This window comes from Pseudomonas sp. SK2, from assembly GCF_016772395.1.
GTDB classification, from domain to species: domain Bacteria; phylum Pseudomonadota; class Gammaproteobacteria; order Pseudomonadales; family Pseudomonadaceae; genus Aquipseudomonas; species Aquipseudomonas taiwanensis.
In genome coordinates this window covers 4,738,504-4,752,528 of record NZ_CP061944.1, presented here as the reverse complement: position 1 = coordinate 4,752,528, position 14,025 = coordinate 4,738,504, and the positions used below count along the sequence as shown (strand labels likewise).

General features: G+C 62.8%; 15 protein-coding genes. 12 read left to right on the top strand and 3 right to left on the bottom strand.

Translation table 11 applies throughout. The annotated features are described in order from the left end of the window. Positions 1 to 24 precede the first annotated feature (24 nt). Positions 25 to 480, bottom strand: a complete 456-nt coding sequence (locus IF103_RS21405; RefSeq protein ID WP_027907495.1) for a MaoC family dehydratase — start codon at positions 478 to 480, stop codon at positions 25 to 27. A 143-nt stretch (positions 481 to 623) separates the two neighbouring features. Between IF103_RS21405 and IF103_RS21400 the strand changes: the two genes are divergently transcribed. From IF103_RS21400 to IF103_RS21390, 3 genes are read left to right on the top strand one after another with little or no spacing between them, the layout of a single operon-like run. Then, positions 624 to 989, top strand: a complete 366-nt coding sequence (locus IF103_RS21400; RefSeq protein WP_023382538.1) for a CidA/LrgA family protein — start codon at positions 624 to 626, stop codon at positions 987 to 989. Continuing rightward, positions 986 to 1,702: an LrgB family protein gene (locus tag IF103_RS21395; protein ID WP_023382537.1), complete on the top strand. Its 717-nt coding sequence runs from the start codon at positions 986 to 988 to the stop codon at positions 1,700 to 1,702. Before IF103_RS21400 ends, IF103_RS21395 begins: the two co-directional genes overlap by 4 nt. A gap of 9 nt (positions 1,703 to 1,711) precedes the next feature. After that, a complete protein-coding gene (locus tag IF103_RS21390) occupies positions 1,712 to 2,302 on the top strand; it encodes an LON peptidase substrate-binding domain-containing protein (protein ID WP_023382536.1) in 591 nt (196 codons plus the stop codon). 109 nt (positions 2,303 to 2,411) lie between these two features. Here the strand turns inward: IF103_RS21390 and IF103_RS21385 are convergent, their stop codons facing one another. Together IF103_RS21385 and IF103_RS21380 are read right to left on the bottom strand one after the other, a co-directional pair. Further along, the gene (locus IF103_RS21385; RefSeq protein ID WP_023382535.1) at positions 2,412 to 3,728 is read right to left on the bottom strand and encodes a bifunctional DedA family/phosphatase PAP2 family protein; all 1,317 of its coding nucleotides are present in this window, start codon (positions 3,726 to 3,728) and stop codon (positions 2,412 to 2,414) included. A 3-nt stretch (positions 3,729 to 3,731) separates the two neighbouring features. Beyond that, positions 3,732 to 4,424, bottom strand: a complete 693-nt coding sequence (locus tag IF103_RS21380) for a DNA-3-methyladenine glycosylase (RefSeq protein WP_023382534.1) — start codon at positions 4,422 to 4,424, stop codon at positions 3,732 to 3,734. A gap of 286 nt (positions 4,425 to 4,710) precedes the next feature. Here IF103_RS21380 and IF103_RS21375 point away from each other — a divergent pair, with 286 nt between their 5' ends. The 9 genes from IF103_RS21375 to IF103_RS21335 all read left to right on the top strand — a co-directional run bounded on the left by IF103_RS21375 (position 4,711) and on the right by IF103_RS21335 (position 13,978). Then, positions 4,711 to 5,982, top strand: a complete 1,272-nt coding sequence (locus tag IF103_RS21375) for a glutamate-5-semialdehyde dehydrogenase (protein WP_202675661.1) — start codon at positions 4,711 to 4,713, stop codon at positions 5,980 to 5,982. Next, complete coding sequence (gene nadD / locus IF103_RS21370; RefSeq protein WP_049818785.1) at positions 5,951 to 6,643, top strand: nicotinate-nucleotide adenylyltransferase; 693 nt, start codon at positions 5,951 to 5,953, stop codon at positions 6,641 to 6,643. The genes IF103_RS21375 and nadD overlap by 32 nt, the downstream gene beginning before the upstream one ends. A 43-nt stretch (positions 6,644 to 6,686) precedes the next feature. Continuing rightward, complete coding sequence (gene rsfS, locus IF103_RS21365) at positions 6,687 to 7,106, top strand: ribosome silencing factor (RefSeq protein ID WP_023382531.1); 420 nt, start codon at positions 6,687 to 6,689, stop codon at positions 7,104 to 7,106. 9 nt (positions 7,107 to 7,115) lie between these two features. Continuing rightward, the gene (gene rlmH, locus IF103_RS21360) at positions 7,116 to 7,583 is read left to right on the top strand and encodes a 23S rRNA (pseudouridine(1915)-N(3))-methyltransferase RlmH (RefSeq protein WP_023382530.1); all 468 of its coding nucleotides are present in this window, start codon (positions 7,116 to 7,118) and stop codon (positions 7,581 to 7,583) included. A gap of 17 nt (positions 7,584 to 7,600) precedes the next feature. Then, positions 7,601 to 9,490 carry a penicillin-binding protein 2 gene (gene mrdA / locus IF103_RS21355; RefSeq protein WP_023382529.1) on the top strand — a complete coding sequence of 630 codons (1,890 nt, stop codon included), beginning with the start codon at positions 7,601 to 7,603 and terminating at the stop codon, positions 9,488 to 9,490. 38 nt (positions 9,491 to 9,528) lie between these two features. Further along, on the top strand, positions 9,529 to 10,632 hold the full coding sequence (gene rodA, locus IF103_RS21350; RefSeq protein WP_049818786.1) for a rod shape-determining protein RodA: 1,104 nt from the start codon (positions 9,529 to 9,531) through the stop codon (positions 10,630 to 10,632). Between the two features lie 17 nt (positions 10,633 to 10,649). Beyond that, entirely contained in the window at positions 10,650 to 11,660 is a 1,011-nt protein-coding gene (gene mltB, locus IF103_RS21345; RefSeq protein ID WP_104883254.1) for a lytic murein transglycosylase B, read from the top strand. After that, positions 11,660 to 12,661 carry a septal ring lytic transglycosylase RlpA family protein gene (locus IF103_RS21340; RefSeq protein WP_023382526.1) on the top strand — a complete coding sequence of 334 codons (1,002 nt, stop codon included), beginning with the start codon at positions 11,660 to 11,662 and terminating at the stop codon, positions 12,659 to 12,661. Before mltB ends, IF103_RS21340 begins: the two co-directional genes overlap by 1 nt. Positions 12,662 to 12,817: 156 nt before the next feature. Then, a complete protein-coding gene (locus IF103_RS21335) occupies positions 12,818 to 13,978 on the top strand; it encodes a D-alanyl-D-alanine carboxypeptidase family protein (protein WP_023382525.1) in 1,161 nt (386 codons plus the stop codon). Positions 13,979 to 14,025 lie beyond the last annotated feature (47 nt).

Here is a 14,025-nt window from a genome sequence, read left to right as displayed (position 1 = left end):
CCGCTTTGCGGCCCTGATGAGAGGTCAAACGAAACAGAGCGACAGCGGCTCGGCGATGTAGGCCGGTTTTTCTTCGCCCTCGATTTCCAGTGTGACGGTGGCCTTTAGCAGCCACTGGCCTGGTTTCTTCTCGAGGGCATCGACCAACTCGACTTTCAGGCGCACCCGGCTGTCGACTTTCACTGGCTGGATGAAGCGCACGCTGTCCAGGCCATAGTTGACGACCATCTTCAGGCCCTCTGGCATGACCAGAATGTCTTCCATGAGCTTGGGGATCAGCGAAAGGGTCAGGAAACCATGGGCGATGGTCGTGCCGAATGGGGTTTTCGCGGCTTTTTCCGGGTCGACATGGATGAATTGAAAGTCGCCGGTGGCCTCGGCGAACAGGTTGATGCGCTGCTGGTCGATCTTCAACCACGCGGAGCGCCCCAGTTCCTTACCAACGTACTGCGAAAGCTCTGTAACCGGTACATAAGGCATCGCGACTCTCCAAGTTGTCTTTTGGTACGAATGTGCAAGATCAGCACGATGAACCGTTCCAGTCAAGTTGCCAGCTTTTCGGCGAATATCGGCTTATCAGTCGGGCGTGCTTATAATGGCCACCATGCCCGAAGGAGATGCTTATGCTTTTGCGTGGTTTGACCTGGCTAGTGCTGTTTCAGCTGCTGGGTACGGCGATCAACCATTTGTTCGTGCCGATCCTGCCGGGGCCGATCATCGGTCTGCTGCTGTTGTTGTGCTTCCTGATGGCCCGCGGTGAAGTGGGCCAGCCGTTGAACGAAGCGGCCAGCAGCCTGCTGCGCTACTTGCCGCTGTTGCTGGTGCCACCAGCGGTGGGGGTGATGGTGTATGCCAAGGATATCGCCGCCGATTTCTGGGCCATCGTGGGTGCTCTGTTCATTTCTTGCCTGGTGACCCTGGTGTTCGTCGGCGTGCTCATGCAGAAGCTCATGCAGCGCCAAGGCCAGCGCGGCGAGGAGCGGCCATGAACCTCGATTGGCAAGGCGCGCTCGATGCTGTTATCCATCACCCGCTGTTCGGCATAGGCATCACGCTGGGGGCCTACCAGATCGTGCTGGCCGCCTATGAGAAGACTCGCTGGATCTTCCTGCAGCCAGTGCTGGTGTCGATGGTGCTGGTGATCGGCGTGTTGCTGACCTGCGGCATCGATTACGCCGAATACCGCAAGAGCACCGAAATCATGAACATCCTCCTGGGCCCGGCCACGGTAGCCTTGGCGGTACCGCTGTATCTGAACCTTCGACGGATCCGGCAGTTGTTCTGGCCGACATTTACTACGCTGGTAGTCGGAGGCTTGTTCGCGACTGTGGCCTGCCTACTGCTGGGCAGGTGGTTTGGCGCCGAACACATGATTCTGATGACCATGGCGCCGAAGTCGGTGACCTCGCCAATCGCCATGCTGGTGGCCGAGCAGATCGGCGGCGTGGCGGCGTTGGCGGCGGTGTTCGTGTTGATTACCGGGGTGATCGGGGCGATCTTCGGCCCGGCCTTGCTGACCCGTTTCGGGGTCCACAACCCCGAGGCGCGCGGCATGTCCCTGGGCGTCACGGCGCACGCCGTGGGGACCTCGGTGGCCTTGCAGGAAAGTGACGAATGCGGCGCCTTCGCAGCGCTGGCGATGAGCCTGATGGGCGTGGCCACGGCAGTATTCCTGCCCTTGGCCGTCAGCCTGGTGGCCTGAGGAGTTGTGATGACGCTACCGCTGTTTCCCCTCAATACCGTGCTGTTTCCCGGCTGCCTGCTCGACTTGCAGATCTTCGAAGCGCGCTACCTGGACATGATCGGGCGCTGCATGAAGAAGGGCGAAGGTTTTGGAGTGGTCTGCATCCTGGAAGGCGAGCAGGTCGGCAAGGCGCCGCCAGTGGTCGCGTCGATTGGCTGCGAAGCGATGATTCGCGATTTCGTGCAGCAGGAGAACGGCCTGCTGGGTATTCGTGTGGAAGGTGTTCGACGCTTCGAGCTGAGCCAGACCGAGGTGCAGAAGGACCAGTTGTTGGTCGGGGAAGTCAATTGGTTGCCGGAGCAGGCCGACAGCCCTTTGACCGAGCACGATGATGACCTGCTGGCGTTGCTGGTGGCCTTGGGTGAGCACCCGATGGTCGAAGCTCTGGACATGCCTCGGGAGGTCGATGGGCGGCAGGCCTTGTCTAATCAGCTGGCGTATCTGTTGCCGTTCATGGAGGAGGACAAGCTGGACTTGCTGGCGATCGACTCGCCTCAGGAGCGGTTGGCTGAAATCCAGAAACTGCTGGAGCGCATCCAGGGCGAGCTGTTTGCCTGAAGGTCATCGATTCGAGCAAGGCCCCTCACTAGCGTAGGAGCGAGCCTTGCTCGCGATGCGCCGCACCGGCGGTACGCGCTCTCACAGGCGCCAACAACCCCCGCCAGGCTCAATACTGATACCGCAACAACGCCTGAGGCAGCGCATGCAGGGCAAAGAACGCCAGTAGCGCGATACAGGCCGGCAACACCAGCCACCACACTCGCAGCGGCAAGGCACCCAGCGGCTGGCGGTGCTGGGCCAGCGTCAGGCTGACCGCGCAGACGCAGCAAGCCAGCAATGCGCCGGCCAGAATATCAGTCGGCCAGTGCGCCCCCAGATACACTCGCGACAGCGCAATGGCCAGGGCAGGAATGCAGCCCAGCAGCACCCAGGTCAGGCGCATCCTCGGTGGCTGCCCGCGTCCGGCCAGCAACGCCAGCACCACGAAGAATGCGAACGAGGCCGAACTGTGCCCGCTGGGCATGCTGTAGCTGGTCAATGGGTCGGTCAGCACCTCAGGTCGAGCCCGGGCGAACAACCATTTCAGTGTGCCGTTGGCAATGGCCGTTCCCATCAGTGCGCCGCCGGCAAACAGCGCATGGCGCCATTGGCGGGCAAGCAGCAGCAAGCCAGTGAGCAACCCTCCGAGGAACAGCTGGGTACGGAAATCGCCCAGGCGGGTCACCAGCACCACGGCGCCATCGATGACCTGGCTGCGGTGCTCCTGGACCAGGCTCATCACGCCTTGATCGAACTCATGCAGATAAGGCCAGCCAAGGAACAGTCCCAGCAGCGCCAGGAAGCTCAGGCCGGCGATCAGCCGTGTGCCATGACGTTGATCGCGAATGCTGCTGCTCAGACTCAGACCGATCAGCACCGCAAGGCTGCCGCCGATGATTCCTGCATCCAGCCAGAAGCCTTCCGGCAGAGGCAGGCGCATGGCCGCACCGGTGGCCCAGCCTGGCAGCAGGTACGCCACTGACCACCCGGCGCCCGCCACCAGGCTGACGGCAATAAAGCGCGGCAGGGGCATGTCGAACATGCCCGCGACCATGGGCAGCATCGGGCGCAGCGGGCCGATGAAGCGGCCTACCAGCAGGCTGGCGATGCCATAGCGTTGGAAGTAGTTTTCGGCGCTGCCAATCCATTCCGGGTGGTGGCGCAACACGGGGAGGCGGCGGATGTTCTGGTGGAAGTGCTTGCCGATCGTGTACGAAATCGCATCGCCGAGCAGGCCGCCCAGGAAACCGAGCAGCAGCGTTTCGCCAAGGCCGAACGTGCCGCTACCCGCGAGCACGGCGACGGCGAACAGCAGCACGGTCCCTGGCACGATGATGCCGGCGATGGCCAGGCACTCCACGCAGGCCACCAGGAAAATTGCCAGGCCAAGCCACTGAGGGTTGGCGCTGAGCCAGCCAGTCAGGCTATCGAGCCATTGGCCCATCTATCAGCTTCCTTGTTCGAGAGTGAAGAAATCATGCCCTTCGACTTGTCCCCGGCGCAGCGGGTTCCGGGTACAGAAGCGGGCGTACTCGGCGTCGACGAAGCGGTACGGCAGATGCTCGTCGCGGCCTGTGGGAATGCCCAGTCGGGCGCATTGAACAATCCGAGGGACCTGTATGTCGCAGTCTTCGACATAGAGGTTTTCGGGGTCGAAGCGTTGGGCGTCCCAGCGCGGTACCTTCAGGCCCAGCGCCCGGCACAGCAACGTCTGGCCCGCACACAGGCGCTCGGCCGGGCGCAGGTTGCCGCTGGCATCGGGGTTGTTCAGTTGCATCCGTGCCAGGCTGTTGGCATCCGAAAGGGCGTCCACCCACGGATAGCCCGACTTGATCAGCACCGCATTGCCTGGACCCTGGGCGCTGAAATTCAGCGAATCGCCGCCGCGGGCGTAGTACATGTAGATGTGCCCGCCATCGAGAAACAGTGCCTTGCGCTTGTCTGTGTAGCCGAGCGAGGCGTGGCTGCCTTTGTCGGTCAGGTAGTAGGCCTCGGTTTCGATGATGCGCGCCGCCAGCCACAGGTCGCCGTGGCGATGGCGGATGACTTTACCCAGCAGGTCCTTGGCGAGCGTCTGGGCGTCGCGGTCGAAGAAGCTGTCGGGCAGGGCGCGGGCAGGGCAGGGTGCGGTAGCTGGCATGCTGGCGGTTCGTCGTTTCAGAGGCGGCGATGATAACAATGATTGGCTTAACCGAGGCTGAAGCTGAGGAAATGCCGTCGCATCGCGGCAAGTCAGTCCAAGGCCCGGTAGAGCCGGCTTGCCGGCGATCAGGCCGAGGTGGCTTGAAGCAATTTCGATAAGAGCGGTTACATCTTTCCCAGGCATTCCCCGCTACCATTTTCTACCATCCGCCACCCGCCGCTGGGCGTATACCTGCGCGACAGTTATAATCAGCCGATTTCCCCTTCGCCAAGACACCGAACCCATGACTGAGTCCGTTCTTGACTATATGACCCGTTTGGGTCGCGCTGCTCGCCAGGCCTCCCGGGTGATCGCCCGTGTCAGCACCGCGCAGAAAAACCGCGCCCTGCAAGCTGCCGCCGATGCGCTGGATGCTGCCCGTGACGAGCTCGCCGCAGCCAACGAACTGGACCTGGCCGCCGGACGTGCCAATGGCCTGGAGCCAGCCCTGCTGGACCGCCTGGCGCTGACCCCGGCGCGTATCGACGGCATGATCACCGGCCTGCGCCAGGTGGCCAGCCTGCCGGACCCGGTCGGTGCGATCCGTGACATGAGCTACCGCCCGTCGGGCATCCAGGTGGGCAAGATGCGCGTGCCGCTTGGTGTGATCGGGATCATCTACGAGTCGCGTCCCAACGTGACCATCGATGCTGCCAGCCTGTGCCTGAAGTCGGGTAACGCCACCATCCTGCGCGGTGGTTCCGAGGCCATCCACTCCAACCGCGCCATCGCCACCTGCATTCAACGTGGCTTGGCTGAGGCCGGCCTGCCGGCGGCGGTGGTGCAGGTGGTCGAGACCACCGACCGCGAAGCCGTGGGCGCCTTGATCAGCATGCCGGAGTTCGTCGATGTGATCGTGCCGCGTGGTGGCCGAGGGCTGATCGAGCGCATCAGCCGTGACGCCCGGGTCCCGGTGATCAAGCACCTCGACGGCATCTGCCACGTCTATGTGGCCGAGCATGCCGACCTCGACAAGGCCTGGCGTGTGGCCTTCAACGCCAAGACCTACCGTTATGGCATCTGCGGGGCGATGGAAACCCTGTTGGTCGACCAGCGCGTGGCCGAAGGCTTCCTGCCGGAAATGGCCCGCCGCTTCGCCGAGAAAGGGGTCGAGCTGCGCGGTTGCGAACGCACCCGGGCGCTGATCGATGCCAAGCCGGCCACCGAGGACGACTGGCACACCGAGTACCTCGACGCGATCCTGTCGATTCGAGTGGTCGACGGCCTGGACCAGGCCATCGAGCACATCAACCACTATGGCTCGCACCATACCGATTCGATCATCACCGAACACCAGGGGCAGGCCCGCCAGTTCATGGCCGAGGTCGATTCCGCATCGGTGATGCTCAATACCCCGACCTGCTTCGCCGATGGTTTCGAATATGGCCTGGGTGCTGAGATTGGCATTTCCACCGACAAGCTGCATGCTCGCGGCCCGGTCGGCCTGGAAGGGCTGACCTGCGAGAAGTACGTGGTGATCGGTGATGGCCAGCTACGCGGCCAGGAGTCCTGCTGAGTTGAGCAAGGCCCAGGCAGTCCGGCGCATTGGCGTTCTAGGCGGCACATTCGACCCCGTGCACATCGGCCACCTGCGCAGCGCGCTGGAGGTTGCCGAGTTCATGGCGCTGGATGAGTTGCGCCTGCTGCCCAACGCCCGGCCACCGCACCGCGACACCCCGCAGGTGGCGGCGCAGGACCGGCTGGCGATGGTTCGCGAGGCGGTTCAAGGCGTCGCATGCCTGAGCGTGGATGCCCGGGAGCTGGAGCGCGACAAGCCGTCGTACACCATCGATACCCTGGAGTCGATCCGTGCCGAGCTGGGCGCTGCCGACCAATTGTTTCTGGTGATGGGTTGGGATGCCTTCTGTGGCCTACCTAGCTGGCATCGCTGGGAAGAGCTGTTGCAACACTGTCACATCCTGGTGCTGCAACGCCCGGATGCCGACGTAGAACCCCCTGACGAGCTGCGCAACCTTCTGGCGGCGCGCTCGGAGAGCGATCCCACCGCCATGTCCGGCCCGGCGGGGAATATTTCGTTCGTCTGGCAGACGCCGCTTGCGGTGTCGGCTACACAGATCCGACAGCTGCTGGCCAGCGGCAAGTCGGTGAGGTACCTGGTGCCGGACGCCGTACTGGCCTATATCGAGGCGCACGACCTGTACCGTGCCCCTAACTGACGGTGCCGCAGGCACCTCACCTAACGAGTTGAAAGAGTTTTTTATGAGCAAGCAGAAAATCAATGGCGAAGAGCTGGTCGAGCTGACCAAGGCAGCGCTGGAAGACGTCAAGGCCCAGGACATCCAGGTCATCGACGTGCGCGACAAGCACAGCCTGACCGACTACATGATCATTGCCACCGGTACCTCCAATCGTCAGATCAACGCGATGCTGGAAAAGGTCCGTGAAGCGGTCAAGGCCAAGGGCGCTCAGCCTCTGGGTGAAGAAGGCAAGGGCGACAGCGACTGGGTGCTGCTGGACCTGAACGACGTCATCGTGCACATGATGACCGCCGCTGCCCGTCAGTTCTATGACCTGGAGCGTCTGTGGCTGGGCGCCGAGCAGAGCCGTTCGGCCGATGGCAAGCACCACAGCCCGGAGAACAGCCACGACTACTCCGACAAGCTCAAGGATCGGGAATAAGGAAGCGTCGTGCGTCTGCGCCTGATCGCGGTCGGCTCGCGCATGCCCAAGTGGGTCGAGGACGGTTGGCATGAATATGCCAAGCGCCTGCCCCCTGAGCTGTCGCTGGAGCTGGTGGAAATCCCGCTGAACACTCGTGGCAAGAATGCCGACGTCGCCCGCCTGATCCGTCAGGAGGGCGAAGCCATGCTGAGCAAGGTTCAGCCTGGGGAACGCATCGTCACGCTCGAGGTCCATGGCAAGCCCTGGAGCACCGAGCAGTTGGCGACCGAGTTGGACCGCTGGCGCCTGGACGCGCGCACGGTGAATTTGATGGTGGGTGGCCCGGAAGGGCTGGCGCCTGAAGTCTGTGCACGCGCCGAGCAACGCTGGTCGCTGTCGCCGTTGACCCTGCCGCACCCATTGGTAAGGATACTCATCGGCGAGCAGATCTATCGCGCCTGGACCGTGCTGTCCGGGCATCCTTATCACAAATGAGCCTGTAAGCCCGCCCGATGTCGCAGCCGATCCGTCTCAAGGACCACGAGAAAGACGCCCGCCTGGTGCGCAACCGCGTCGTGGTCGGCGCGGTTGCGATCATGTTGCTCATCTGCGTGCTGATCGCGCGGCTGTACTACCTGCAGATCATCCAGTACGACTATCACTCGACGTTGTCCGAGAACAACCGGGTGCATGTCCAGCCCATCCCGCCAACGCGGGGGCTGATCTTCGACCGCAATGGCGTGATCGTCGCCGACAACCGGCCCAGCTTTAGCCTGTCCATGACCCGGGAACGTGCGGGTAACTGGCAGGAAGTGCTGGATACCATCGTCGAAGTGCTGGAATTGACGCCCGACGATCGCGCGCTGTTCGAGAAGCGCATGCGCCAGGGTCGCAGGCCGTTCGAGCCGGTGCCGATCCTGTTCGAGCTGAACGAAGAGCAGATCGCTCGCGTGGCGGTCAACCAGTTCCGCCTGCCTGGCGTGGAAGTGGTTGCGCAGCTGGTGCGCCACTACCCGCAAGGTGCGCACTTCGCCCACTCGGTCGGCTATGTCGGGCGCATCAACGAGAAAGAGCTCAAGTCCCTCGACCCGGTGAACTACAGCGGTACCCACCACATCGGCAAGACCGGCATCGAGCGCTTCTACGAAGCCGAGCTGCATGGCCAGGTAGGTTACGAGGAAGTCGAGACCAACGCCCGTGGCCGTGTGCTGCGGGTGCTCAAGCGCACCGACCCGAAACCGGGCAAGGACATTGTCCTGAGCCTGGATATCAAGCTGCAGGAGGCTGCCGAGGCAGCGCTGGGTGGCCGGCGTGGCGCGGTGGTCGCGCTTGACCCGCGCACCGGCGAGGTGCTGGCGATGGTCAGCCAGCCAAGCTTCGATCCGAATCTGTTCGTCACCGGCATCAGTTTCAAGGCCTATGCCGAGCTGCGTGACTCGATCGACCGACCACTGTTCAACCGCGTGCTGCGCGGTTTGTATCCGCCTGGCTCGACCATCAAGCCTGCCGTGGCCATCGCCGGCCTCGACAGTGGCGTGGTCAACGCCAGCAGCCGGGTGTTCGACCCGGGTTACTACCAGTTGCCCAACTACGACCACAAGTACCGCAACTGGAACCGCACCGGCGATGGCTGGGTCGACCTGGATACCGCCATCATGCGTTCCAACGACACCTACTTCTACGATCTTGCCCACAAGATGGGCATCGACCGGCTGTCGAGCTACATGAATAAGTTCGGTATCGGGCAGAAGGTCTCCCTCGACATGTTCGAGGAATCGGCCGGCCTGATGCCGTCCCGCGAGTGGAAACGCGCCACCCGTCGCCAGGCCTGGTTCCCCGGTGAGACGCTGATCCTGGGTATTGGCCAGGGCTACATGCAGGCCACGCCGCTGCAGCTGGCGCAGGCCACCGCGCTGATCGCCAACAAGGGCGTGTGGAACCGTCCGCACCTGGCCAAGACCATCGAAGGTCAACCCCCGGTGGACGACAACCCCATGGAGAACATCGTCCTGCGTGACAAGTCCGATTGGGCCAAGGTCACCCATGGCATGGAACAAGTGATGCACAACGCCCGAGGTACAGCACGCAAGGCTGCCCTGGGTGCCCAGTATCGGATTGCCGGCAAGAGCGGTACCGCGCAGGTGGTAGCGATCAAGCAAGGCGAGAAGTACGACCGCAACAAACTGCAGGAGCGCCATCGCGACCACGCGCTGTTCGTTGCCTTCGCCCCGGCTGACGATCCGAAGATCGTGGTCTCGGTGATGGTCGAGAACGGTGAATCCGGCTCTGGTGTCGCCGCCCCGGTGGTGCGTCAGGTCATGGACGCCTGGCTGCTCGACGAAAACGGCCGGCTCAAGCCTGAGTTCGCGCCTGCCACCGTTGCCCAGGAAACGGCTCAGTGAAGAACAATTTCGATCGCATGCTCTCCAGCGAGGACGTGATGCGTCGACGCGCCAGCTTCCTGCAGCGCATCCACGTCGACGGCCCCTTGCTGGTCATCCTGCTGACCCTCGCGGCCGGCAGCCTGTTCGTCCTCTATTCGGCCAGTGGCAAGAACTGGGACCTGCTGCTCAAGCAGGCCAGCTCGTTCGGCATCGGTCTGGTGTCGATGTTCATCATCGCCCAGCTCGAGCCACGCTTCATGGCGCGTTGGGTTCCGCTGGCCTACCTGGCCGGGGTGTTCCTGTTGATCGTGGTGGACGTCATGGGCCATAACGCCATGGGCGCTACGCGCTGGATCAACATCCCCGGGGTGATCCGCTTCCAGCCGTCAGAGTTCATGAAGATCATCATGCCGGCGACCATCGCCTGGTACCTGTCCAAGCGCACCTTGCCGCCACACCTCAAGCATGTGGCCATCAGCCTGGTGCTGATCGGTGTGCCGTTCATACTCATCGTGCGCCAGCCTGACCTCGGCACAGCACTGCTGATCCTGGCCTCGGGGGCCTTCGTGCTATTCATGGGCGGCTTGCGCTGGCGCTGGATCATCAGCGTGCTGGCGGCGGCGGTGCCCGTGGCGGTGGCCATGTGGTTCTTCGTCATGCATGACTACCAGAAGCAGCGCGTGCTGACCTTCCTCGACCCGGAAAGCGACCCGCTGGGCACCGGCTGGAACATCATCCAGTCCAAAGCCGCAATCGGCTCCGGTGGCGTGTTCGGCAAGGGCTGGCTGCTGGGTACCCAGTCGCACCTGGACTTCCTTCCCGAAAGCCATACCGACTTCATCATCGCGGTGCTCGGCGAGGAGTTCGGCCTGGTGGGCATCTGCCTGCTGCTGCTGATCTACCTGTTGCTCATTGGTCGTGGCCTGATGATCACGGCCCAGGCCCAGACCCTGTTCGGCAAGCTGCTGGCAGGTAGCCTGACCATGACCTTCTTTGTATACGTATTCGTCAATATCGGTATGGTCAGCGGCCTGTTGCCCGTGGTGGGCGTGCCGCTGCCCTTCATTAGCTATGGCGGAACTTCGTTGGTGACGCTGCTGTCAGCGTTTGGCGTTCTGATGTCGATCCACACGCACCGCAAATGGATCGCGCAAGTTTGAATAAGGTGAAAATTTTCATGCAAGCAGTGCGTGGCTGGGCTGCCCGTTTTGCGCCCTGGATTGGCGCGTTGGGCCTGTTTGGCGCTGTCCAGCAAGCCAATGCCGGCGATTACGAGGGCTCGCCCCAGGTGGCCGAGTTTGTCAGCGAAATGACCCGTGACTACGGTTTTGCCGGCGAGCAGCTCATGGCCGTGTTCGGCGAGGTCCAGCGCAAGCAGTCGATTCTCGACGCGATTTCCCGCCCTGCCGAGCGGGTCAAGCCGTGGAAGGACTACCGGCCGATGTTCATCACCGACGCACGCATCGCCCGCGGCGTGGACTTCTGGCGCCAGCACGAAGCGACCCTGGCCCGTGCCGAGCAGGAATACGGCGTGCCTGCCCAGGTGATCGTGTCCATCATTGGTGTTGAAACCTTCTTTGGTCGCAACACGGGCAATTACCGGGTCATCGACGCCCTGTCGACCCTGGGCTTCGATTATCCGCCGCGTGCCGAGTTCTTCCGCAAAGAGCTGCGCGAGTTCCTGTTGCTGTCCCGCGAGGAGCAGCTCGACCCGCTCACCCTCAAGGGCTCCTACGCCGGTGCCATGGGGCTGCCGCAGTTCATGCCCAGCAGTTTCCGTAACTATGCGGTCGACTTCGACGGCGATGGCCACATCAACATCTGGAACAATCCCGATGATGCCATCGGCAGCGTCGCCAGCTATTTCAAGCGCCATGGCTGGGTAGCTGGCGAGCCTGTGGTCAGTCGGGCCCAGGTGGCCGGTACACAGGCCGACCAGGGGCTGACGACCGGCATCGAGCCGGTGAAGACGGTTGGGGAGTTGCGAGCGCTAGGCTGGTCGAGTCATGATGCGCTGCGCGATGATCTGCCAGTGACCGCCTTCCGCCTGGAAGGTGAAAACGGCCCCGAATATTGGATGGGCCTGAAGAATTTCTACGCGATCACTCGCTACAACCGCAGCGTGATGTATGCCATGGCGGTGCATCAGCTTTCGGAACAGCTGGTTCAAGCACGGGGCGTCAAGTAATGCGCGCAATCATCTCTGCCAACTCCTTCAAGTTGCTGACCTGTGTCGCGGTCGGCCTGGCGCTGGCCAGTTGTTCGTCCAGCCGCCCAACCTCCCAGCAGAGCGGTAACGTGGTCCGTTCCCAGCCTGGACTGGATATCAACCGTGCCCACAAGGACGGTGCGCCCTGGTGGGACGTGGACGTGAACAAGATTCCCGATGCCACGCCCACCGTGCACACCGGTCCCTACAAGGCCAACCCGTACACGGTGTTGGGCAAGACCTACTACCCGATGCAAGACGCGCGCAATTACCGCGCCGAAGGCACGGCGTCGTGGTACGGCACCAAGTTCCACGGTCAGAACACCGCCAATGGCGAGCTCTATGACCTCTATGGCATGAGCGCGGCGCACAAGACGCTGCCGCTGCCTGCCTATGTGCGAGTGACCAACCTGGCCAACGGCCGCAGTGTGATCCTGCGGGTCAATGACCGTGGACCGTTCTATTCGGACCGGATCATCGACTTGTCCTACGCGGCGGCGAAGAAGCTCGGTTACGCCGAGATCGGTACCGCCCACGTGCGGGTCGAGGGTATCGACCCGCAGCAATGGTGGGCCCAGCGTGGCCAGCAGCCGCCCCTGATGCTCAAGGAGCCTCAGGTGGCCCAGGCTCAGCCGATTCCGGCCAGCACCGGGCGCGTCGAGCAGTGGACGCCGCCGCCGCAGCAGCACGCCGCACCTGTGGTGCCGGTGCAGGTTGGCGGCAACAATGTGCCAAGCGGCAACGGCGGCAGCTTCCTGCAAGTGGGGGCGTTCGCCAACCCGGACGCCGCCGAGCTGCTGCGTTCGAAACTGAGCACCATGGTCAGCGCCCCGGTGTTCATCAGTTCCATCGTGCGTAACCAGCAGACCCTGCACCGTGTTCGCCTGGGACCGATCGGCAGCCAGGGCGAGATCCAGCAGGCTCAGGACAGCATTCGCCTGGCGAACTTGGGGCAGGCAAAGCTGGTCACAGCTGACTGACCCTGTCGCCGGCAACAGGGCCGGTACTGAACCATGCCAAACTGTCGGTTTTGTCATGAATTGGCGGGCGCAGGCATGTACAATGGCCGCTTTTGCTGCCGGCCAGGGAACCCTTGCCCTCCGGGCATCAGACCATTAGCGATTTTCGAGAGACGGATGAACATCACCAAGCTTGCCAAACGACTTTGCCTGCCCGTACTGCTGATGATCACGCCTGCCGCTTTCGCGGCGGAGCAGATGATGCCATCGCCACCGCAGCTGGCGGCCAAGTCCTACGTACTCATGGACGCGTCCAGCGGCAACGTGCTGGTCGAGAATAACGGTGACGAGCGTCTGCCGCCAGCCAGCCTGACCAAGCTGATGACCGCTTACATCGCCACCCTGGACATCCGCCGTGGCCAGATCGGCGAGAACGACCCGGTCACCGTCAGCGAAAACGCCTGGCGCACCGGTGGTTCGCGCATGTTCATCAAAGTGGGCAGCCAGGTCACCGTCAGCGACCTGCTGCACGGCATCATCATCCAGTCGGGTAACGACGCCTCCGTCGCCCTGGCCGAGCACATCGCCGGCAGCGAAGACGCGTTCGCCGACATGATGAACAAGACCGCCGCCGACCTCGGCATGAGCAACAGCCACTTCATGAACCCGACCGGCCTGCCGAACCCGGAGCACTACTCTTCGGCCCACGACATGGCCCTGCTGGCGCGTGCGATCATCGACGAGGATCCGGCCCACTACGCCATCTACTCGCAGAAAGAGTTCTTCTGGAACAACATCAAGCAGCCTAACCGCAACCTGCTGCTGTGGCGCGACAAGACCGTCGACGGCCTGAAGACCGGCCACACCGACGAAGCGGGCTACTGCATGGTGGCTTCGGCCGTTCGTGACGGCCAGCGCCTGATCGCCGTGGTGTTCGGCACCAACAGCGAGCAAGCCCGTGCCGCCGAGACCCAGAAGCTGCTGACTTACGGTTTCCGCTTCTTCGAAACCCAGACCTTCTACCAGAAGGGTACCGAACTGGCCCAGGCGCCGGTTTGGAAGGGTGCCACCAGCCAGGTGAAAGCGGGTCTGGCCAACGACCTGACCCTGACTATGCCTAAAGGCCAATTGAAGCGTCTGCAGGCTTCGATGACCATGAACCCGCAGCTCACCGCACCGATCGCAAAAGGTGACGTGATCGGCAAAGTGGAAGTCAAACTGGACGAAAACGTGGTTCACAGCGCCGACCTGATCGCCCTCGACGGCGTCGAGGAAGGTGGTTTCATCCGCCGTATGTGGGATAGCATTCGTCTATTCTTCTACGGGTTGTTCAACTGATACGTGACCTGCCACGCTCCCGCGCATCGTTGCGGGAGCGTTGTTGT

Coding starts and splice junctions, on each gene's coding strand:
- IF103_RS21405 (WP_027907495.1), bottom strand. CDS start 480: ATGCCTTATGTACCGGTTACAGAGCTTTCGCAGTACGTTGGTAAGGAA.
- IF103_RS21400 (WP_023382538.1), top strand. CDS start 624: ATGCTTTTGCGTGGTTTGACCTGGCTAGTGCTGTTTCAGCTGCTGGGT.
- IF103_RS21395 (WP_023382537.1), top strand. CDS start 986: ATGAACCTCGATTGGCAAGGCGCGCTCGATGCTGTTATCCATCACCCG.
- IF103_RS21390 (WP_023382536.1), top strand. CDS start 1,712: ATGACGCTACCGCTGTTTCCCCTCAATACCGTGCTGTTTCCCGGCTGC.
- IF103_RS21385 (WP_023382535.1), bottom strand. CDS start 3,728: ATGGGCCAATGGCTCGATAGCCTGACTGGCTGGCTCAGCGCCAACCCT.
- IF103_RS21380 (WP_023382534.1), bottom strand. CDS start 4,424: ATGCCAGCTACCGCACCCTGCCCTGCCCGCGCCCTGCCCGACAGCTTC.
- IF103_RS21375 (WP_202675661.1), top strand. CDS start 4,711: ATGACTGAGTCCGTTCTTGACTATATGACCCGTTTGGGTCGCGCTGCT.
- nadD (WP_049818785.1), top strand. CDS start 5,951: ATGGCCAGCTACGCGGCCAGGAGTCCTGCTGAGTTGAGCAAGGCCCAG.
- rsfS (WP_023382531.1), top strand. CDS start 6,687: ATGAGCAAGCAGAAAATCAATGGCGAAGAGCTGGTCGAGCTGACCAAG.
- mrdA (WP_023382529.1), top strand. CDS start 7,601: ATGTCGCAGCCGATCCGTCTCAAGGACCACGAGAAAGACGCCCGCCTG.
- rodA (WP_049818786.1), top strand. CDS start 9,529: ATGCGTCGACGCGCCAGCTTCCTGCAGCGCATCCACGTCGACGGCCCC.
- mltB (WP_104883254.1), top strand. CDS start 10,650: ATGCAAGCAGTGCGTGGCTGGGCTGCCCGTTTTGCGCCCTGGATTGGC.
- IF103_RS21340 (WP_023382526.1), top strand. CDS start 11,660: ATGCGCGCAATCATCTCTGCCAACTCCTTCAAGTTGCTGACCTGTGTC.
- IF103_RS21335 (WP_023382525.1), top strand. CDS start 12,818: ATGAACATCACCAAGCTTGCCAAACGACTTTGCCTGCCCGTACTGCTG.